Origin of the sequence: Pseudomonas cichorii (genome assembly GCF_018343775.1) — a bacterium.
GTDB classification, from domain to species: Bacteria; Pseudomonadota; Gammaproteobacteria; order Pseudomonadales; family Pseudomonadaceae; genus Aquipseudomonas; species Aquipseudomonas cichorii.
Map to the genome: position 1 here is coordinate 5,335,137 of NZ_CP074349.1, position 19,581 is coordinate 5,354,717.

Consider the following 19,581-nt stretch of genomic DNA (forward strand, 5'->3'; position numbering starts at 1 on the left):
GAGGTGTTTCGGTAATCTGTGTGTGGCGCAAACTTTCGGTTCGTCATCTTCACTACACCGCAATCCGCTCTTCGCAGATTGCTTGGGTGTTATATGGTCAAGCCTCACGGGCAATTAGTATGGGTTAGCTCAATGCCTCACAGCACTTACACACCCCACCTATCAACGTCGTAGTCTTCGACGGCCCTTCAGGGAACTCAAGGTTCCAGTGAGATCTCATCTTGAGGCAAGTTTCCCGCTTAGATGCTTTCAGCGGTTATCTTTTCCGAACATAGCTACCCGGCAATGCCACTGGCGTGACAACCGGAACACCAGAGGTTCGTCCACTCCGGTCCTCTCGTACTAGGAGCAGCCCCTCTCAAATCTCAAACGTCCACGGCAGATAGGGACCGAACTGTCTCACGACGTTCTAAACCCAGCTCGCGTACCACTTTAAATGGCGAACAGCCATACCCTTGGGACCGGCTTCAGCCCCAGGATGTGATGAGCCGACATCGAGGTGCCAAACACCGCCGTCGATATGAACTCTTGGGCGGTATCAGCCTGTTATCCCCGGAGTACCTTTTATCCGTTGAGCGATGGCCCTTCCATACAGAACCACCGGATCACTAAGACCTACTTTCGTACCTGCTCGACGTGTCTGTCTCGCAGTCAAGCGCGCTTTTGCCTTTATACTCTACGACCGATTTCCGACCGGTCTGAGCGCACCTTCGTACTCCTCCGTTACTCTTTAGGAGGAGACCGCCCCAGTCAAACTACCCACCATACACTGTCCTCGATCCGGATAACGGACCTGAGTTAGAACCTCAAAGTTGCCAGGGTGGTATTTCAAGGATGGCTCCACGCAGACTGGCGTCCACGCTTCAAAGCCTCCCACCTATCCTACACAAGCAAATTCAAAGTCCAGTGCAAAGCTATAGTAAAGGTTCACGGGGTCTTTCCGTCTAGCCGCGGATACACTGCATCTTCACAGCGATTTCAATTTCACTGAGTCTCGGGTGGAGACAGCGCCGCCATCGTTACGCCATTCGTGCAGGTCGGAACTTACCCGACAAGGAATTTCGCTACCTTAGGACCGTTATAGTTACGGCCGCCGTTTACCGGGGCTTCGATCAAGAGCTTCGCTTGCGCTAACCCCATCAATTAACCTTCCGGCACCGGGCAGGCGTCACACCCTATACGTCCACTTTCGTGTTTGCAGAGTGCTGTGTTTTTAATAAACAGTCGCAGCGGCCTGGTATCTTCGACCGGCATGAGCTTACGGAGCAAGTCCTTCACCCTCACCGGCGCACCTTCTCCCGAAGTTACGGTGCCATTTTGCCTAGTTCCTTCACCCGAGTTCTCTCAAGCGCCTTGGTATTCTCTACCCAACCACCTGTGTCGGTTTGGGGTACGGTTCCTGGTTACCTGAAGCTTAGAAGCTTTTCTTGGAAGCATGGCATCAACCACTTCGTGTTCTAGGAACACTCGTCATCAGCTCTCGGCCTTAAGATCCCGGATTTACCTAAGATCTCAGCCTACCACCTTAAACTTGGACAACCAACGCCAAGCTGGCCTAGCCTTCTCCGTCCCTCCATCGCAATAACCAGAAGTACAGGAATATTAACCTGTTTTCCATCGACTACGCTTTTCAGCCTCGCCTTAGGGACCGACTAACCCTGCGTCGATTAACGTTGCGCAGGAAACCTTGGTCTTTCGGCGTGGGTGTTTTTCACACCCATTGTCGTTACTCATGTCAGCATTCGCACTTCTGATACCTCCAGCAAGCTTCTCAACTCACCTTCACAGGCTTACAGAACGCTCCTCTACCGCATCACCAGAAGGTGATACCCGTAGCTTCGGTGCATGGTTTGAGCCCCGTTACATCTTCCGCGCAGGCCGACTCGACTAGTGAGCTATTACGCTTTCTTTAAAGGGTGGCTGCTTCTAAGCCAACCTCCTAGCTGTCTAAGCCTTCCCACATCGTTTCCCACTTAACCATGACTTTGGGACCTTAGCTGACGGTCTGGGTTGTTTCCCTTTTCACGACGGACGTTAGCACCCGCCGTGTGTCTCCCATGCTCGGCACTTGTAGGTATTCGGAGTTTGCATCGGTTTGGTAAGTCGGGATGACCCCCTAGCCGAAACAGTGCTCTACCCCCTACAGTGATACATGAGGCGCTACCTAAATAGCTTTCGAGGAGAACCAGCTATCTCCGAGCTTGATTAGCCTTTCACTCCGATCCACAGGTCATCCGCTAACTTTTCAACGGTAGTCGGTTCGGTCCTCCAGTCAGTGTTACCTAACCTTCAACCTGCCCATGGATAGATCGCCCGGTTTCGGGTCTATACCCAGCGACTAAACGCCCTATTAAGACTCGCTTTCGCTACGCCTCCCCTATTCGGTTAAGCTTGCCACTGAATATAAGTCGCTGACCCATTATACAAAAGGTACGCAGTCACCCAACAATGTGGGCTCCCACTGCTTGTACGCATACGGTTTCAGGATCTATTTCACTCCCCTCTCCGGGGTTCTTTTCGCCTTTCCCTCACGGTACTGGTTCACTATCGGTCAGTCAGTAGTATTTAGCCTTGGAGGATGGTCCCCCCATGTTCAGACAAGGTTTCTCGTGCCCCGTCCTACTCGATTTCATGACCAAGAGATTTTCGCGTACAGGGCTATCACCCACTATGGCCGCACTTTCCAGAGCGTTCCGCTAATCTCAAAGCCACTTAAGGGCTGGTCCCCGTTCGCTCGCCACTACTAAGGGAATCTCGGTTGATTTCTTTTCCTCAGGGTACTTAGATGTTTCAGTTCCCCTGGTTCGCCTCTTGCACCTATGTATTCAGTACAAGATAACTGTCTTATGACAGCTGGGTTCCCCCATTCAGACATCTCCGGATCACAGTCTGTTTGCCGACTCCCCGAAGCTTTTCGCAGGCTACCACGTCTTTCATCGCCTCTGACTGCCAAGGCATCCACCGTATGCGCTTCTTCACTTGACCATATAACCCCAAGCAATCTGGTTATACTGTGAAGACGACATTCGCCGAAAATTTGCAATTCACTCACAAATTTTACCTTAGCCTGAACACGCACCAGTGAAAGTGCGGTCCAGTCTAACTTTCTATTACATACCCAAATTTTTAAAGAACGATTCTGATAAAGATCAGAAATCAACATTCACGCACCGTTTCGGTGGAATGCTCATTTCTAAGCTTTGACATGAGGTGGTGGAGCCAAGCGGGATCGAACCGCTGACCTCCTGCGTGCAAGGCAGGCGCTCTCCCAGCTGAGCTATGGCCCCAAACAATTGGTGGGTCTGGGCAGATTCGAACTGCCGACCTCACCCTTATCAGGGGTGCGCTCTAACCAACTGAGCTACAGACCCAATCGTCTTCTTCAATGAATCAAGCAATTCGTGTGGGAGCTTATGGTAAAGCTGAGTCGTCGATTAAGGAGGTGATCCAGCCGCAGGTTCCCCTACGGCTACCTTGTTACGACTTCACCCCAGTCATGAATCACACCGTGGTAACCGTCCCCCCGAAGGTTAGACTAGCTACTTCTGGTGCAACCCACTCCCATGGTGTGACGGGCGGTGTGTACAAGGCCCGGGAACGTATTCACCGCGACATTCTGATTCGCGATTACTAGCGATTCCGACTTCACGCAGTCGAGTTGCAGACTGCGATCCGGACTACGATCGGTTTTGTGAGATTAGCTCCACCTCGCGGCTTGGCAACCCTCTGTACCGACCATTGTAGCACGTGTGTAGCCCAGGCCGTAAGGGCCATGATGACTTGACGTCATCCCCACCTTCCTCCGGTTTGTCACCGGCAGTCTCCTTAGAGTGCCCACCATCACGTGCTGGTAACTAAGGACAAGGGTTGCGCTCGTTACGGGACTTAACCCAACATCTCACGACACGAGCTGACGACAGCCATGCAGCACCTGTCTCAGTGTTCCCGAAGGCACCAAACCATCTCTGGTAAGTTCACTGGATGTCAAGGCCTGGTAAGGTTCTTCGCGTTGCTTCGAATTAAACCACATGCTCCACCGCTTGTGCGGGCCCCCGTCAATTCATTTGAGTTTTAACCTTGCGGCCGTACTCCCCAGGCGGTCAACTTAATGCGTTAGCTGCGCCACTAAAATCTCAAGGATTCCAACGGCTAGTTGACATCGTTTACGGCGTGGACTACCAGGGTATCTAATCCTGTTTGCTCCCCACGCTTTCGCACCTCAGTGTCAGTATGAGCCCAGGTGGTCGCCTTCGCCACTGGTGTTCCTTCCTATATCTACGCATTTCACCGCTACACAGGAAATTCCACCACCCTCTGCCCTACTCTAGCTCGCCAGTTTTGGATGCAGTTCCCAGGTTGAGCCCGGGGATTTCACATCCAACTTAACGAACCACCTACGCGCGCTTTACGCCCAGTAATTCCGATTAACGCTTGCACCCTCTGTATTACCGCGGCTGCTGGCACAGAGTTAGCCGGTGCTTATTCTGTCGGTAACGTCAAAATCGTCACGTATTAGGTAACGACCCTTCCTCCCAACTTAAAGTGCTTTACAATCCGAAGACCTTCTTCACACACGCGGCATGGCTGGATCAGGCTTTCGCCCATTGTCCAATATTCCCCACTGCTGCCTCCCGTAGGAGTCTGGACCGTGTCTCAGTTCCAGTGTGACTGATCATCCTCTCAGACCAGTTACGGATCGTCGCCTTGGTGAGCCTTTACCTCACCAACTAGCTAATCCGACCTAGGCTCATCTGATAGCGCAAGGCCCGAAGGTCCCCTGCTTTCTCCCGTAGGACGTATGCGGTATTAGCGTCCGTTTCCGAGCGTTATCCCCCACTACCAGGCAGATTCCTAGGCATTACTCACCCGTCCGCCGCTCGCCACCCGGTACAAGTACCTGTGCTGCCGCCCGACTTGCATGTGTTAGGCCTGCCGCCAGCGTTCAATCTGAGCCATGATCAAACTCTTCAGTTCAAACATCGTTGGGTTTTGAGAAAACCCTAAACTTGGCTCAGCAATCGTTGGTTACATCTTTGATTTCTCGCGGAGTAACTTGCGTTGCTGATAATCTGTTGACTTCAGTCTTACACCACAAGCACCCACACGAATTGCTTGATTCAGTTGTTAAAGAGCGGTGGGTTGAGCCTTTCGTCTCAACCGAGGCGCGCATTCTACAGCGCCCTCTGTATCTGTCAAGCGGTTATTTCAACAAGTTTCAAAGTTTCCTTTGCAACTTCAACCACTTTCGCTTCGATCAACCTCAGGTTGCTCGTCAGCGGGAGGCGGATTCTACAGGACCCGAAGGCTGTGTCAAACGCTTTCTCACACCGCTGTCGATCCAACCTCGATCGAAGCACTTCCAACTCGACTCCAGAACCGCTAAACACTTGCAAACTATTGATTTACAAGGCTTTTTCAGTTCCGTCTACGCCGGAAGTGGGGCGAATTATAGAGACATTAAATCGCCCGTCAACCGTTAATTTAACTTTTATTCCAAAACCAGGGTAATACGCCCAAAAGCCTTCTTGCCAGCCTGGCAAACATGGGTAGCCCCAACCTTGAAGACAAAGCTGCGATCAACAACCTCACCATCTATACGCACACCACCGGAAGCCAGCAGATCACGAGCGACAGCAGAGTTCTTCACCAGGCCTGCCTTATTAAGGACGGCGGCCACCGGCATATCTTCAGTAGCGCCGACAGAGATTTCCGGCAAGTCGTCTGGCAGCTCGCCATCCTTCATGCGGTTGCCGGCAGAGCGATGCGCAGTAGCGGCCGCCTCTTCACCATGGAAACGAGCCACGATCTCTTCAGCGAGCTTGATCTTGATGTCGCGAGGATTGGCACCCGCTTCGCACGCCGCCTTGAGTTCATTGATCTCTTCCATGGAGCGGAAGCTCAACAACTCGAAGTAGCGCCACATCAAGGCATCAGGAATGGAAACCAGCTTGCTATAGATGACACCCGGCGCTTCCTGAATACCTACATAGTTACCCAGCGACTTGGACATCTTCTTGACGCCGTCCAGCCCTTCCAGCAAAGGCATGGTCAGAATGCATTGCGCTTCCTGACCATAGGCACGCTGGAGTTCACGCCCCATCAGGAGGTTGAATTTCTGGTCGGTACCGCCAAGCTCGACATCCGCACGCAACGCGACCGAGTCATAGCCTTGCACCAGCGGGTACAGGAATTCATGGATCGCGATTGGCTGGCTGCCTTTATAGCGCTTGTCGAAGTCATCACGCTCCAGCATCCGCGCAACGGTGTACTGAGAAGACAGGCGAATGAAGTCCGCCGGACTCAGCTTGTCCATCCAGGTGGAGTTGAAGGCGACTTCGGTCTTGGCCGGATCGAGGATCTTGAAAACCTGAGCCTTGTAAGTCTCGGCGTAATCCAGAACCTGCTCGCGAGTCAGCGGAGGACGAGTAGCGCTCTTGCCGCTCGGGTCGCCGATCATCCCGGTGAAGTCACCGATCAGGAAAATGACCTGATGCCCCAGATCCTGAAACTGACGAAGCTTATTAATAAGGACAGTGTGACCCAGATGCAGGTCAGGTGCCGTTGGATCGAACCCTGCCTTGATACGCAGCGGCTGACCGCGCTTGAGTTTGGCGACCAGTTCGGCCTCGACCAGGAGTTCATCCGCGCCACGCTTTATAAGCGCAAGCTGCTCTTCAACCGACTTCATATCAGCCCCCAATTTAAAGGGAACCAACCATACAAGATCAGAGCCCAATTACAAGTTTTTGCCCAGCACACAGCCACGAATCGGATACCGATACGTCAGCAGGGTTGCTTCGTGCTGGATTTGGTTATATTTTATACAGTTATTTCATCTTCATCATGTCATTCATCTTTTCCATTTCACCTTTTTCAAAGTCAAATTACCTATGATCGACACACCACCGCCTAAAGCGCCCCCGCTTTATCCGAAGAGTCACCTGCTCGCTGCCAGCGGCATCGCCGCCCTGCTGAGCCTGGCACTTCTGGTATTCCCTTCCAGCGAAGTTGAAGCAAAACGAACCAATCTGGTTCTGGATCTGGAAGCCCCCACAGATCAGAACGCACAAGACCAAGACGCTCAGCAAGCCACTCAAGCCACACCTGATAGCACTGTTTCACCCTTTGCCCAGGTTGATAACGGCGAAGATCAGTCTCAGGAAAGCGCTTCTGCTCAGCCAACCCCGACTACAGACATGAAGAGCCCGAACCACAAGGAAGTTGTGGTTTCCAAGGGCGATACCCTTTCCACGCTGTTTGAAAAGGTCGGCCTGCCGGCCACGACCGTGCATGAAGTCATGGCCAGCGACAAACAGGCCAAACAGTTCAGCAAACTGCAGAACGGTCAGGTTCTACAGTTCGAGCTCTCCCCCGACGGTCAGCTCAAGCAACTGCACAGCAAGCTCAGCGAACTGGAAACCATCAGCCTCTCGAAAACGGATGCCGGATTCACGTTCAGCCGCGAAGTCAGCCAACCCACCGTGCGTGAGACTTATGCACACGCGGTCATAAACAGCTCGCTGTCCTTGTCGGCGCAGCGTGCCGGCCTGTCACACAGCATGACCATGGACATGGCCAATATCTTTGGCTACGACATCGACTTCGCCCAGGACATCCGCAAAGGCGACGAATTCGATGTGGTTTATGAGCAGAAAGTAATCAATGGCAAGACCGTAGGCACCGGCAACATCCTGTCCGCGCGCTTCACCAACCGCGGCAAGACCTACACCGCCATTCGCTATACCAACAAGCAAGGCAATACCAATTACTACACCGCTGACGGCAACAGCATGCGCAAGGCCTTTATCCGCACGCCGGTAGACTTCGCACGTATCAGCTCGATGTTTTCCATGGGCCGCAAGCACCCGATCCTGAACAAGATCCGCGCTCACAAGGGCGTCGACTATGCAGCGCCACGCGGTACGCCCATCAAGGCAACCGGCGACGGCAAAGTGCTTCTGGCCGGACGTCGCGGCGGATACGGCAACACCGTCATCATTCAGCACGGCGAGACTTACCGCACGCTGTACGGGCACATGCAAGGCTTCGCCAAAGGCGTACAAACCGGTGGCAGCGTCAAGCAGGGTCAGGTGATCGGCTATATTGGAACAACCGGCTTGTCGACAGGCCCGCACTTGCACTATGAATTCCAGGTCAATGGCGTGCACGTCGATCCGCTGGGCCAGAAACTTCCAATGGCGGACCCGATCGCCAAATCCGAAAAACAGCGGTTCATGCAGCAAAGCCAACCGTTGATGGCGCGCATGGACCATGACAAGGCCACTACGCTGGCCTCTAATAAAAGGTAATCCATGGCCTTCTTCTATATAGGTGTGATGTCCGGCAGCAGCCTCGATGGGATAGATATCGCCCTATTGGAGCAGGATGACCGTCCAAGGCTTCTGGCAACTCATTACATTCCGATGCCGGAAGATCTGTATACCGAGTTGCTCGGCCTTTGCTCCAGCGGCGCAGATGAATTGGCACGCGCCGCCATTGCCGAGCAGAAGTGGGTGAAACTGGTAGCACAAGGCATAGCCACCCTGCTGCAAGAGCAGAACATGGTTGCTGGCCAGATACGTGCCATCGGCAGCCACGGCCAGACCATCCGTCATGAGCCGGGACGCGGCTTCAGCATCCAGATCGGCAACCCTGCCCTGCTTGCCGAACTGACCGAAATTACCGTCGTCAGCGACTTCCGCCGTCGCGATATCGCTGCAGGCGGCCAGGGCGCGCCATTGGTGCCTGCGTTCCATGAAGCGCTGTTCGATGACAACAAGGACCGCCGTGCAGTATTGAACATCGGTGGCTTCAGCAACCTGAGCATCATCGAGTCGGACCGTCCGGTTTCCGGCTTCGATTGCGGACCGGGCAACGTGCTGCTGGATGCATGGATTCAGTCGCAGCGTCATCAGAGCTTCGACAAGGATGGCGCATGGGCTGCCAGTGGCCAGGTCGATCCAGGGCTGCTCAAGGGATTGCTGAGCGATCAGTTCTTCCTGACCAAAGGCCCGAAGAGCACAGGCCGTGAAGTCTTCAACCTCGGCTGGCTGCATCATCACCTGTTCCAGTTGCCGACCGTCGCGCCGGAGAACGTACAGGCGACACTGCTTGAGCTGACGGCTTTGACGATTACAGAGTCTCTGCAAGCGGCGCAATCAAGCACTTCAGAGCTTCTGGTGTGCGGCGGCGGTGCCCATAACGTGGCGCTGATGGACAGGCTGGCAGCGCTGTTGCCGGAGACGAAAGTCAGCAGCACCGCAAAATTCGGTGTGGATCCGGACTGGGTCGAAGCCATGGCGTTTGCCTGGCTGGCGCATTGCTGCCTGGAAAGCGTACCGGCCAACCGGCCAACCGTGACCGGAGCCAGAGGGTTGCGGGTTCTGGGCGCTATTTATCCCGCCTGACCGAAGCCACAATGAAAAACGCCGCGCATATGCGCGGCGTTTTCATATGGAGCGCGATCAGATCGAGAACGACGAACCGCAACCACAGGTGGTCGAAGCGTTCGGGTTCTTGATCACGAAACGCGAACCTTCCAGACCTTCCTGGTAATCCACTTCAGCACCCGCCAGATACTGGAAGCTCATCGGATCGACAACCAGGCTGACGCCTTCGCGCTCGACGACGGTATCGTCATCGGCCACATCTTCATCGAAAGTGAAGCCGTACTGGAAGCCGGAGCAACCGCCGCCGGTTACGAAAACCCGCAGTTTCAGGCGATCATTGCCCTCTTCATCGACCAGGGTTTTCACCTTGTGCGCGGCTCCTGGGGTGAACTCCAGAGCTGTAGGAGTAAAGGATTCGACGCTCATGTCAGATATCTCCCGGCGTTAAGCCGTCATAATGCGTAATGACGGGCATTATCCGCTTCTCCTAGAAAACTGGTCAACTATTGAAGTGAAGAGCAGTAGCAAGCGGGCAAGCTACAAGCGGCAAGTGGGGTGCCGCTTGTAGCCTCCAGACTTAAGGCATCATGCCAGCGTGTGACAGGCCGGCACGTTCGTCCAGGCCGAACATGATGTTCAGGTTCTGTACGGCCTGACCCGAAGCGCCCTTGACCAGATTGTCGATAACCGACAGCACGACGACAAGGTCGCCGCCCTGCGGACGATGCACGGCAATACGGCAGACGTTTGCGCCGCGCACACTGCGGGTTTCGGGATGGCTGCCGGCAGGCATGACATCGACAAACGGCTCATCGGCGTAACGCTTCTCGAACAGAGCCTGCAAATCCACCGACTTGTCGGCAACGGTTGCATACAGCGTGGAGTGAATGCCGCGAATCATCGGCGTCAGGTGCGGCACGAATGTCAGGCCGACATCGCCGCCCGCTGCACGACGCAGCCCCTGGCTGATTTCCGGCAGGTGACGATGCCCTTTGACTGCATAAGCCTTGAAGCTTTCGTTGGCCTCAGAGTACAGCGAACCCAGGCTCAGACCACGACCGGCACCACTGACACCTGATTTGCAGTCGGCAATCAGGCGGGAGTTATCCGCAAGGCCCGCTTCCAGCAAAGGCAGGAAGCCCAGCTGGGTTGCGGTTGGGTAGCAACCCGGCACGGCGATCAAGCGTGCATTCTTGATCTGCTCGCGATTGACCTCAGGCAAACCGTATACGGCATCCTTCAACAACTCAGGCGCGCCGTGTGGCTGGCCGTACCACTTGGCCCACTCAACCGGATCCTGGAGACGGAAGTCCGCGGAGAGGTCAATAACCCGGGTGCCGGCTGCCAGCAGTTCGCCAGCCAGCGCATGGGCAACACCGTGAGGCGTAGCGAAGAACACGACATCGCATGCGGCCAGGGTCTTGACGTCCGGCACGCTGAAAGCCAGACCATCGTAATGGCCTCGCAGGTTGGGGTACATGTCGGCTACTGCAAGACCGGCCTCCGAGCGAGAGGTAATAACGACCACTTCTGCTTGCGGATGCTGTGCCAACAGACGCAGCAGCTCGACCCCGGTGTAACCCGTGCCGCCGACGATACCGACCTTGACCATAACCTGCCCTCAACGAAACAACTGGAAAGCCGTCGATGATATGAGCCTATGGCCTCTGCGACAACCGACAACGTGACGTATGGCCGCACAACCCACTACTATTTGTCCACCGTGAACCTGGGGATAACTGAAAATGCTCTTTTTATGGGTCAAAGCGCTTCACATCGTTTCGATGGTCTGCTGGTTTGCAGGCCTGTTCTATCTGCCAAGGCTGTTCGTCTACCACTCACTGAGCGAAGACACTGTCAGCAAGGAACGCTTCAGCGTGATGGAGCGCAAGCTGTACCGGGGCATCATGGGGCCTGCCATGATTGCCACGCTGATTTTCGGTGGCTGGCTGATCAGCTTCAGTCCGTCAGGCTATTTCAGCCAGGGCTGGATGCATGCGAAGTTGACGCTGGTTTTCCTGCTGATCGGTTACCACCACATGTGCGGCGCACAGGTAAAGCGCTTCGCCCGTGGCGAGAAAGGCCGCAGCCATGTGTTTTATCGCTGGTTCAATGAAGTCCCTGTAGTGATACTGCTGGCTATTGTGATTCTGGTAGTCGTCAAACCGTTCTGATCCCTATCGGGCAGCCACGCCATGCTTCTGGTGGCTGCCCGCGCTGCACCCTTATACCGAGACAAGGAAGCCCTTGATGGCCGATACCCACTTCAAGATCATGTTTGAAGGGCAATTGCGTAATGGCGTTGAGCTGGAAACTGCAAAGCTCAACCTGGCCCGGTTGTTCAAGAGTGAAACCTCGGCAGTCGAGAGACTGTTCAACGGCAATCCTGTATCCCTCAAGCGCGGTTTGTCTCAGGCGGATGCCCAGAGATATATCCAGGCACTCAACGACGCTGGCGTCGAAGCACGTATAGAACCCGACCCTGCAATCAGCCTGAGCCTGGACGAAATCGATGAACCGAAACCCTATCGCGCTCCTGTAGAACCCGCACAAGCGCCCTCGCCCTACGCGCCACCCAAGTCATCAACCGTCGCGCCCGACCTGCCTGCACACTCGTCGCTCAAGGTGTTCAGCGTGGAAGGCCGTATCGGTCGCTTGCGTTATCTGGCCTGGAGCCTGGTATTGGTACTCGCAGGCCTCGCAACAATGGGTGTCTGTATTACGGTCATGAGCGTTTCGCTGGTGGGCGGCGGCCTGTTGAGCACGGTGGCCGTTGCTGCATTCTTTATTCTGAGCGTGCAGATGGGCGTCCAACGCCTGCACGATGCAGGTTGGAGCGGCTGGCTTCTGCTGCTTAACCTGGCGCCCTTCGTAGGCGGTATCTTTCCATTCCTGATGATGGTCATACCAGGCACCAAAGGCCCCAACAAATATGGTCCACCTGCGCCACCCAACTCGAAGGCCGTGAAAATCCTGGCCTGTCTATGGATTGTCTTTCTCAGTCTCGTCTTCACGATCGTGCTGAGCACGGGCCTTGATGCCGTGAAGAACGAACTAGAAACCACGGCCAGCGAATACGAACAGTCCCTGCCCTATGATGACGACTCAGACAGCGATCAGGCTCAACCCGCCCAATCGGTGTCCGGACAAAGGCTTTAAGCAAATACGTTGCTGATGAGCCGGCACCCGAAATGCCGGTTGCAATACGTTCAATGGAGAACTGCATGACCCGTTACGCCCTGATCACAGGCGCTTCCAGCGGTATCGGCCTGGCCATGGCCGAAGCCCTGGCTCGTCGCGGGCACAATCTGCTGCTGGTTGCCCGCCATCGCGACCGCCTGGAAAGCATCGCCATCGAGCTGACCCAACGCTTTGGCGTGGAAGTGCTGTTTCGTGCGTGCGATCTGGGTGAGCCGCTGCGTCTTTCGGGCTTCCTGCTGGAACTGGAAGATGGTGCCCATCAGATTGATCTGCTGGTCAACTGCGCAGGCATCGGAACATGCGGCCCGTTTCTGGCCCAGGAATGGGCTGCCGAGCAGGACCTGATCGATCTGAATATCCTCGCCCTCACTCGCCTGTGCCATACCGTTGGCAACCTGATGGCGCTGCAGGGCGGCGGGCAGATTCTCAACGTGGCCTCGGTGGCAGCTTTCCAGCCCGGGCCATGGATGAGCACTTATTACGCAAGCAAGGCTTACGTGCTGCACTTTTCCGAAGGCTTGCGCGAAGAGGTCAAGAAAAACGGAGTAAACGTGTCGGTCCTTTGCCCTGGCCCGACCCGCACGCCTTTCTTTCGTACGGCTCAGCTCAACGTGAACGACGAGAAGATGATGACCCCTGAAGAGGTGGCACTGTATACCGTACGCGCGCTGGCAAAAAACAAGGCTGTTATCATTCCCAGGCTGCGCAACCGGTTATGGGCCTTCAGCCCGCGACTGGGGTCGCGCTGGCTGGTTCGTCAAATCAGCGGCTATATCAACAAGGCCTGCTGCCCGCGCTGAGTGACAAATAATTATCGCTCGGTAAACTCGAACTCATTGGTATCGGCCTGTCGACCGGCATGCCCATCCACCCAAAAGGAGCAAACGGCTGTGGATACTTTGTTTACCAGAATCATCAACCGGGAAATCCCGGCCAATATCATCTACGAAGACGATCAGGTACTGGCCTTCCACGACATCGCCCCTCAGGCGCCCGTACATTTTCTGGTCATCCCGAAAAAGCCCATTCGCACCCTCAATGACCTGACCGAAGAAGATAAGGGTCTGGCTGGCCACATCCTTTTCACGGCCCAACGCCTGGCAAGGGAACAGGGCTGCGAAGAGGGTTTCCGCGTCGTCATGAACTGTAATGAGCTGGGTGGACAGACCGTTTATCACATTCACATGCATGTTCTGGGCAAACGCCAGATGAACTGGCCGCCGGGCTGAGTCTGTTTTTTCAATGGTTTGCATCCTGTCGAGGCCGCCGAGTGCTCTATTCAAGGGTTCGACAGGATGATCCAGCTCAAGCCTGGCCGCTCCGATTGGGGTAAACTGGCCAGCATGGACCTACCCGGAGGTGCCCATGGCTACCGAACGTCACTACTCTCCCCTTGATCGTCTTCTGCTACAGGCCGACAGTGCAATGCGCACGTTGCTGCCTTCCAGCGGGCATTCTCATCGGCCTTCGCCTGCCATCCTGCGCCCCGAACACAAGATGAACGATGCGGACACCCGCCATGTAGCGGGCCTGATGCGCATCAATCACACCGGCGAAGTCTGCGCACAGGCGCTGTATCAGGGTCAGGCCCTGACCGCCAGGCTGCCCAAGGTGCGCAAGGCTATGGAGCATGCCGCCGAAGAGGAAATCGACCATCTGGTCTGGTGCGAACAGCGCATTCATCAGCTGGGCAGCCACACCAGCGTACTCAATCCGCTGTTCTATGGCTTGTCCTTCGGCATTGGCGCTGCGGCTGGTCTGATCAGCGACAAGGTCAGCCTGGGCTTCGTGGCCGCAACTGAAGATCAGGTCTGCAAACACCTGAACGAACACCTGCATCAGATACCCGCCGAGGATGAAAAGTCCCGGGCAATTCTGGAGCAGATGCGCGTGGACGAAGAACAGCACGCCGAAACCGCGCTGGACGCCGGCGGCTTCCGCTTCCCTGCTCCGGTCAAGTTCGGCATGAGTATCCTGGCCAAGGTCATGACCAAGAGCACTTACCGGATCTGACTTTCAGCCACACACAAAAAAGGCGCCTTGATCGGCGCCTTTCTTGTTTGCACTGAAATCAGACAGCCACGTTGCGGCCGTAGAAGATTTCCAGCATTTCGTGCTTCACCTTGGCGGTGACCTGTGCACGCTGTTCAGCGGACAGGTTGCTGGTCGCGTCGCCGAACAGGTAGTTGTCCAGTTCAAACTCCTTGAGCAGCATTTTGGTGTGGAACAGGTTTTCCTGATACACGTTGACGTCGGTCATCTGGTAACCGTTGCGAGTGTCTTCGGAAAGGTAGTTCTGGATCGAGTTGATCTCGTGATCGATGAAGTGCTTCTTGCCTTCTACATCGCGGGTGAAACCACGCACGCGATAGTCAACCGTCACGATATCGGACTCGAACTTGTGAATCAGGTAGTTCAGCGCTTTGAGCGGTGAAATCACGCCACAGGTCGACACATCGATGTCCACGCGGAAAGTCGCGATCCCGTCGACCGGGTGAATTTCCGGATAGGTGTGAACCGTGATGTGGCTCTTGTCCAGGTGGGCCAGAATGGTTTCCGGCAATGGGCCTGGCGACTCTTCGATCTGGCTTTCGGTAGGCGTTACCGGTTGCTCGGAGATCAGAATGGTCACACTGGCACCCTGGGGATCGTAATCCTGACGGGCAATGTTCAGGATATTGGCACCAATGATATCGACAACATCGGTCAGAATCCGCGTCAGGCGTTCAGCGTCGTACACACTGTTGATGTACTCGACGTAGGCCTGCTGGTCTTGCGGGGTTTCCGCATAGCAGATGTCATAGATATTGAAGCTCAAGGTCTTTGTCAGGTTATTGAACCCGTGGAGCTTGAGTTTGCTTTTCACCGTTAAAAACTCTCTATATGTGTGCGGCGCCAGCCGCGTGATCAAGCATGCCCGTCAGATGAGCGGCGCTCAGCTGCGTAGGACGGTTAACACCTCTTCGCGTTGGCGATTTTGGTTGTCTGTTCTGGCGCAGCAGCAGAAAACCAATGCATGCTGCGCCTGAAAAAGTCGCGCATTATGCAGACGTCGGAAGCCGTCTGCCAGAGTGTGCGCCGTTTTTATGATCGTTGGATGTCTGGATCAGCCCAGTTCGACAATTTCATAGTCGTGGGTGATCTCTACACCGGCATTACCCAGCATGATCGACGCTGAACAATACTTCTCGGCCGAAAGCTCGATGGCACGCTTGACCTGTGCTTCTTTGAGGCCGCGGCCCTTGACGACAAAGTGCAGGTGGATCTTGGTGAAAACCTTGGGATCTTCGCTTGCACGCTCGGCTTCAAGAAAGGCTTCGCAGCTTTCGACTGGCTGACGGGACTTCTTGAGAATGCTGACAACGTCGAAGTTGCTGCAACCGCCCAGACCGATCAGCACCATCTCCATCGGGCGTACGCCCAGATTGCGACCGCCGCTTTCAGGCGGGCCGTCCATTACCACTACATGACCGCTACCGGACTCGCCGAGGAACATGGCTTCGCCAGCCCATTGGATGCGTGCCTTCATCGCCAGACTCCACTGCTAAAAAAAGGGGGGCCAGCTTAGCACAGGCCCGGGAATCCACTGGAGCAGCCTCTGAAAATGCTTTTTGCGGCCAATATGTAGGAAAGCTCCCAAATGGTTTCAAACCCTCGTCGAAAAGCTGGCGAGAATGCCAGTGCAGCCGATACCTATGAGAGTGCCATTTGGCGAAGAATCTTTTTTCGGAATACACGCATGGTCGCAATCTCAGTGGTACCCAAAATAAAGAGTCTCGAAAAGCTTCTCCCCCATGCCCAACGTCGTCGCTGCGCCGCCAAGAGCAATATCATCTGCGCTGGCGAGAAGTCCGAGTCGTTGTTCATCATTCTCAAGGGCTCGGTAACGATCCTGATCGAGGACGACGAAGGTCGGGAGATGATCGTCGCGTATCTCAACAGCGGGGATTTCTTCGGTGAACTGGGCTTGTTCGAGCAGACCGGCCATGAAACCGTGCGCAGTGCGTGGGTTCGCGCCAAGACTGAATGCGAAGTGGCCGAGATCTCTTATTGCAAGTTCCGCGAGCTGACGCACCAGGAACCGGAAATTCTCTATGCTCTGGGCGCCCAGATGGCTGATCGCCTGCGCAATACGACGCGCAAGGTCGGTGATCTGGCTTTCCTCGACGTGACCGGACGAGTGGCCCGCACGCTGCTGGACCTGTGTCGGCAACCGGATGCCATGACTCATCCCGACGGCATGCAGATCAAGGTGACCCGCCAGGAGATCGGACGTATCGTGGGTTGCTCGAGGGAAATGGTCGGGCGCGTGCTCAAGGCCCTGGAAGAACAGCAACTGGTCGACGTCAAAGGCAAGACCATGGTGGTGTTCGGAACCCGTTGAGGCCTGTATCGCTCAGAGCCCGGCCAGCATCTGCCGATAAGACTGGATGAGGCGTTCGAGCACACTGAAGCGGCTCTCGGGAAAGGCTTCATACAGTGCAATATGGCTTTGGGCTCGCACGCGCGCTTCCAGCTCGCACAATTCGTTGAAGCGATTGACTGCAGCCACCATCTGCTGGCGCTCGTTATCCAGCAACAAGGCGCCATGAGCCAGTACCACAGGACGTGTTCCACCCTGGCTTTGACGCCAGCGCTGGGCGGTACCGACCATCTTGCGGCCATCGAGGTTGACGTTGAAACGGCCGTCGCAGAATGCACCGTCCACTTCCCCCAACGAAGCCTGGCCACCCAATTCAGTCAACAGATCCAGAATCGGCTGACACAAGCGTCGGTAGGCGATTTCTATTCTGTCCCGATCGGCGTCCGTACCGGGTTGCGCATAAACCAGAGCAATGTTCACGGTGGCAGAAGACTGCGGCACCGGTTCACCACCCGTTTCACGCAGCAGGACAGGCCAGCCGCTGTCTGCAAGGGTTTCACTGGCTTCGGTAAAGCCCGGCAGGCGACTCATCCGGCGTGGCATGACCAGCGCCTGATCGTTGGGACGCCAGAACAGCAGCCCATGATCCGCATCACCGGCACACACCGAAGCCAGCAGGTCCTGTTCGGCCTGCAGGCCTTTCTCGATGCAGATGTCGACTACCGGCATGATCTAAGGCTCAATCGAGAGCCGACCCACTGACCGGCACGCCACGCTCCGGGAAAAACAGCCGCTGCAACTCCGCTCCCGGCTGCTCGGCGCGCATGAAGGCCTCGCCTACCAGGAATGAATACACGTCGCTGATTTCCATCAGTTCGACATCGGCACGGTTAAGGATGCCGCTTTCAGTAATGACCAATCGATCACGAGGAATGCGCGGCAGCAGATCCAGCGTGGTTTCCAGGCTCACCTCGAAGGTATGCAGGTTGCGGTTGTTGACACCGACCAGCGGGGTATCGAGGGTTTTCAGGGCGCGCTCCAGCTCATCGCCATCATGAACTTCAACCAGAACGTCCAGACCCACACCTTTGGCAACCGCGGCCAATTCGGCCATTTTCACGTCATCCAGCGCCGCCACGATCAAGAGGATGCAATCGGCACCCAGAGCACGGGCTTCGATGACCTGATACGGATCGATCATGAAGTCCTTGCGGATCACCGGCAGCTTGCAGGCCGCACGGGCTTCCTGCAGATAGGCGTCGGCGCCCTGGAAGAAATCGATATCGGTCAGGACCGACAGGCAGGTCGCACCGCCGGCCTGATAGCTTCTGGCGATCTCGGCAGGCTGAAAGTCTTCCCGGATCACGCCCTTGCTCGGCGAGGCCTTCTTGATCTCGGCAATTACTGCCGGATGCTTGCTTCTGGCCTGCTCGATCAAGGCATTGGCAAAGCCGCGAGGCGCGTCGGCCACCGCAGCCTGTCGCTCCAACTCTGCCAGGGTCACAATGGCACGACGAGCAGCCACTTCCTCAGCTTTACGGGCGAGAATTTTTTCCAGTACGGTTGGCACACTCATCCTTCATTCTCCTGCTTGAATACCGCCGTGAAAGCACCCAATTCGTCCAGCTTCTCCCGGGCCAGGCCGGTATGCAGAGAATCGTGTGCCAGTTCTACGCCTTCTTTGAGGCTGGTGGCATGATCAGCAGCGTAGAGCGCCGCACCGGCATTGAGCACGATCATTTCCGCGGCCTTCTGGCCATTTTCAGTCTTGCGACGCCCAAGGGCGTCCCGAATCAGCTCAAGAGAGGCTGCCGGGCTTTCGACCGCCAGACCATACAGGCTCTGGCTTTTCATGCCCAGGTCTTCGGGTTGTACCGAGTATTCGGTGATTTCGCCGTTCTTCAGCTCAGCGACAAAAGTCGGTGCCGCAAGGCTGAACTCGTCCAGGCCATCCTGGGAATGCACCACCAGCACATGCTTGCTGCCCAGGCGAGACAGGACTTCCGCCAGCGGGCGACACAGCGCCTGATTGAACACTCCCACCACTTGATGACGAACGCCAGCCGGATTCGTAAGCGGGCCGAGCATATTGAACAGGGTGCGCAGCCCCAGGTCACGCCGAGGGCCGGCGGCATGTTTCATAGCACTGTGATGAGACTGGGCGAACATGAAGCCGATACCCACGCTGTCGATGCAACGTGCAACCTGGACCGGATCGAGGTTCAGGTACACACCCGCAGCTTCCAGCAGGTCGGCACTGCCGCTCTTGCCTGAAACGGCACGGTTACCGTGTTTGGCCACCGTACACCCCGCCGCCGAAACCACGAACGCCGAAGCCGTGGAGACGTTGAAGATGTTGGCGCCATCACCACCGGTGCCGACGATATCTACAACCTTGTCCAGAGACTGCAGTTCGACCTTGTTTGCCAGCTCGCGCATGACCGAGACAGCACCGACGATTTCATCGATGCTCTCGCTTTTCATGCGCATGCCCATCAGAAAGGCGCCGATCTGCGCTTCGCTGCATTGGCCTGTCATGATTTCACGCATGACATCGCGCATCTCGTCTGTGCTCAGATCCAGATGATTGACGACGCGGTTGAGCGCCGTCTTGATATTCATGGGTGA

General features: G+C 55.8%; 16 protein-coding genes, 2 tRNA genes and 2 rRNA genes. 8 read left to right on the top strand and 12 right to left on the bottom strand.

The features are described 5' to 3' along the window. Window positions 1-93 precede the first annotated feature (93 nt). The 5 genes from KGD89_RS22940 to tyrS form a co-directional block, all read right to left on the bottom strand. Window positions 94-2,985: ribosomal RNA gene (locus tag KGD89_RS22940) — 23S ribosomal RNA — on the bottom strand. Window positions 2,986-3,211: 226 nt separating this feature from the next. After that, window positions 3,212-3,287, bottom strand: a tRNA-Ala gene (locus KGD89_RS22945). 7 nt (window positions 3,288-3,294) lie between these two features. Then, window positions 3,295-3,371 (bottom strand) — tRNA-Ile (locus tag KGD89_RS22950). A 64-nt stretch (window positions 3,372-3,435) separates the two neighbouring features. Beyond that, window positions 3,436-4,974, bottom strand: a 16S ribosomal RNA gene (locus KGD89_RS22955). The 16S and 23S rRNA genes sit together here with 2 tRNA genes alongside, the layout of an rRNA operon. Before the next feature lie 514 nt (window positions 4,975-5,488). After that, on the bottom strand, window positions 5,489-6,688 hold the full coding sequence (gene tyrS / locus KGD89_RS22960; RefSeq protein ID WP_025262067.1) for a tyrosine--tRNA ligase: 1,200 nt from the start codon (window positions 6,686-6,688) through the stop codon (window positions 5,489-5,491). A gap of 202 nt (window positions 6,689-6,890) precedes the next feature. Here tyrS and KGD89_RS22965 point away from each other — a divergent pair, with 202 nt between their 5' ends. After that, window positions 6,891-8,309 carry a peptidoglycan DD-metalloendopeptidase family protein gene (locus KGD89_RS22965; RefSeq protein ID WP_025262068.1) on the top strand — a complete coding sequence of 473 codons (1,419 nt, stop codon included), beginning with the start codon at window positions 6,891-6,893 and terminating at the stop codon, window positions 8,307-8,309. A gap of 3 nt (window positions 8,310-8,312) precedes the next feature. Then, window positions 8,313-9,407 (top strand): anhydro-N-acetylmuramic acid kinase, encoded by a 1,095-nt coding sequence (locus tag KGD89_RS22970; protein WP_025262069.1) that lies wholly within the window; start codon window positions 8,313-8,315, stop codon window positions 9,405-9,407. A gap of 57 nt (window positions 9,408-9,464) precedes the next feature. On the opposite strand, the gene erpA is transcribed toward KGD89_RS22970, so the two are convergent. Further along, window positions 9,465-9,815 (bottom strand): iron-sulfur cluster insertion protein ErpA, encoded by a 351-nt coding sequence (gene erpA / locus KGD89_RS22975; RefSeq protein ID WP_025262070.1) that lies wholly within the window; start codon window positions 9,813-9,815, stop codon window positions 9,465-9,467. Between the two features lie 151 nt (window positions 9,816-9,966). Next, complete coding sequence (argC, locus tag KGD89_RS22980) at window positions 9,967-11,001, bottom strand: N-acetyl-gamma-glutamyl-phosphate reductase (RefSeq protein WP_025262071.1); 1,035 nt, start codon at window positions 10,999-11,001, stop codon at window positions 9,967-9,969. 133 nt (window positions 11,002-11,134) lie between these two features. On the opposite strand from argC, the gene hemJ reads away from it, so the two are divergent. From hemJ to coq7, 5 genes are all read left to right on the top strand, one after another. Beyond that, window positions 11,135-11,563 carry a protoporphyrinogen oxidase HemJ gene (gene hemJ, locus KGD89_RS22985; protein ID WP_025262072.1) on the top strand — a complete coding sequence of 143 codons (429 nt, stop codon included), beginning with the start codon at window positions 11,135-11,137 and terminating at the stop codon, window positions 11,561-11,563. A 76-nt stretch (window positions 11,564-11,639) separates the two neighbouring features. Next, window positions 11,640-12,548 (top strand): DUF805 domain-containing protein, encoded by a 909-nt coding sequence (locus KGD89_RS22990; RefSeq protein WP_025262073.1) that lies wholly within the window; start codon window positions 11,640-11,642, stop codon window positions 12,546-12,548. A gap of 65 nt (window positions 12,549-12,613) precedes the next feature. Continuing rightward, window positions 12,614-13,390 carry an SDR family NAD(P)-dependent oxidoreductase gene (locus KGD89_RS22995; protein WP_025262074.1) on the top strand — a complete coding sequence of 259 codons (777 nt, stop codon included), beginning with the start codon at window positions 12,614-12,616 and terminating at the stop codon, window positions 13,388-13,390. Window positions 13,391-13,480: 90 nt separating this feature from the next. After that, window positions 13,481-13,819 (top strand): histidine triad nucleotide-binding protein, encoded by a 339-nt coding sequence (locus KGD89_RS23000; RefSeq protein WP_025262075.1) that lies wholly within the window; start codon window positions 13,481-13,483, stop codon window positions 13,817-13,819. Window positions 13,820-13,955: 136 nt separating this feature from the next. Beyond that, window positions 13,956-14,603 carry a 2-polyprenyl-3-methyl-6-methoxy-1,4-benzoquinone monooxygenase gene (coq7, locus tag KGD89_RS23005; RefSeq protein WP_025262076.1) on the top strand — a complete coding sequence of 216 codons (648 nt, stop codon included), beginning with the start codon at window positions 13,956-13,958 and terminating at the stop codon, window positions 14,601-14,603. A gap of 58 nt (window positions 14,604-14,661) precedes the next feature. On the opposite strand, the gene speD is transcribed toward coq7, so the two are convergent. Both speD and KGD89_RS23015 read right to left on the bottom strand, forming a co-directional pair. Beyond that, on the bottom strand, window positions 14,662-15,456 hold the full coding sequence (speD, locus tag KGD89_RS23010; protein WP_025262077.1) for an adenosylmethionine decarboxylase: 795 nt from the start codon (window positions 15,454-15,456) through the stop codon (window positions 14,662-14,664). Between the two features lie 240 nt (window positions 15,457-15,696). Beyond that, window positions 15,697-16,119, bottom strand: coding sequence for an OsmC family protein (locus KGD89_RS23015; protein ID WP_025262078.1), 423 nt, complete (start codon window positions 16,117-16,119; stop codon window positions 15,697-15,699). A gap of 210 nt (window positions 16,120-16,329) precedes the next feature. On the opposite strand from KGD89_RS23015, the gene crp reads away from it, so the two are divergent. Beyond that, a complete protein-coding gene (crp, locus tag KGD89_RS23020; RefSeq protein ID WP_025262079.1) occupies window positions 16,330-16,974 on the top strand; it encodes a cAMP-activated global transcriptional regulator CRP in 645 nt (214 codons plus the stop codon). A 12-nt stretch (window positions 16,975-16,986) separates the two neighbouring features. Here crp and KGD89_RS23025 read toward each other — a convergent pair whose 3' ends face one another. From KGD89_RS23025 to trpD, 3 genes are read right to left on the bottom strand one after another with little or no spacing between them, the layout of a single operon-like run. Then, the gene (locus KGD89_RS23025) at window positions 16,987-17,682 is read right to left on the bottom strand and encodes a lipoate--protein ligase family protein (protein WP_025262080.1); all 696 of its coding nucleotides are present in this window, start codon (window positions 17,680-17,682) and stop codon (window positions 16,987-16,989) included. A gap of 10 nt (window positions 17,683-17,692) precedes the next feature. Continuing rightward, entirely contained in the window at window positions 17,693-18,529 is an 837-nt protein-coding gene (gene trpC, locus KGD89_RS23030; protein ID WP_025262081.1) for an indole-3-glycerol phosphate synthase TrpC, read from the bottom strand. Next, window positions 18,526-19,575, bottom strand: coding sequence for an anthranilate phosphoribosyltransferase (trpD, locus tag KGD89_RS23035; protein ID WP_025262082.1), 1,050 nt, complete (start codon window positions 19,573-19,575; stop codon window positions 18,526-18,528). Before trpD ends, trpC begins: the two co-directional genes overlap by 4 nt. Window positions 19,576-19,581 lie beyond the last annotated feature (6 nt).

Coding starts and splice junctions, on each gene's coding strand:
- tyrS (WP_025262067.1), bottom strand. CDS start 6,688: ATGAAGTCGGTTGAAGAGCAGCTTGCGCTTATAAAGCGTGGCGCGGAT.
- KGD89_RS22965 (WP_025262068.1), top strand. CDS start 6,891: ATGATCGACACACCACCGCCTAAAGCGCCCCCGCTTTATCCGAAGAGT.
- KGD89_RS22970 (WP_025262069.1), top strand. CDS start 8,313: ATGGCCTTCTTCTATATAGGTGTGATGTCCGGCAGCAGCCTCGATGGG.
- erpA (WP_025262070.1), bottom strand. CDS start 9,815: ATGAGCGTCGAATCCTTTACTCCTACAGCTCTGGAGTTCACCCCAGGA.
- argC (WP_025262071.1), bottom strand. CDS start 11,001: ATGGTCAAGGTCGGTATCGTCGGCGGCACGGGTTACACCGGGGTCGAG.
- hemJ (WP_025262072.1), top strand. CDS start 11,135: ATGCTCTTTTTATGGGTCAAAGCGCTTCACATCGTTTCGATGGTCTGC.
- KGD89_RS22990 (WP_025262073.1), top strand. CDS start 11,640: ATGGCCGATACCCACTTCAAGATCATGTTTGAAGGGCAATTGCGTAAT.
- KGD89_RS22995 (WP_025262074.1), top strand. CDS start 12,614: ATGACCCGTTACGCCCTGATCACAGGCGCTTCCAGCGGTATCGGCCTG.
- coq7 (WP_025262076.1), top strand. CDS start 13,956: ATGGCTACCGAACGTCACTACTCTCCCCTTGATCGTCTTCTGCTACAG.
- KGD89_RS23015 (WP_025262078.1), bottom strand. CDS start 16,119: ATGAAGGCACGCATCCAATGGGCTGGCGAAGCCATGTTCCTCGGCGAG.
- crp (WP_025262079.1), top strand. CDS start 16,330: ATGGTCGCAATCTCAGTGGTACCCAAAATAAAGAGTCTCGAAAAGCTT.
- KGD89_RS23025 (WP_025262080.1), bottom strand. CDS start 17,682: ATGCCGGTAGTCGACATCTGCATCGAGAAAGGCCTGCAGGCCGAACAG.
- trpC (WP_025262081.1), bottom strand. CDS start 18,529: ATGAGTGTGCCAACCGTACTGGAAAAAATTCTCGCCCGTAAAGCTGAG.
- trpD (WP_025262082.1), bottom strand. CDS start 19,575: ATGAATATCAAGACGGCGCTCAACCGCGTCGTCAATCATCTGGATCTG.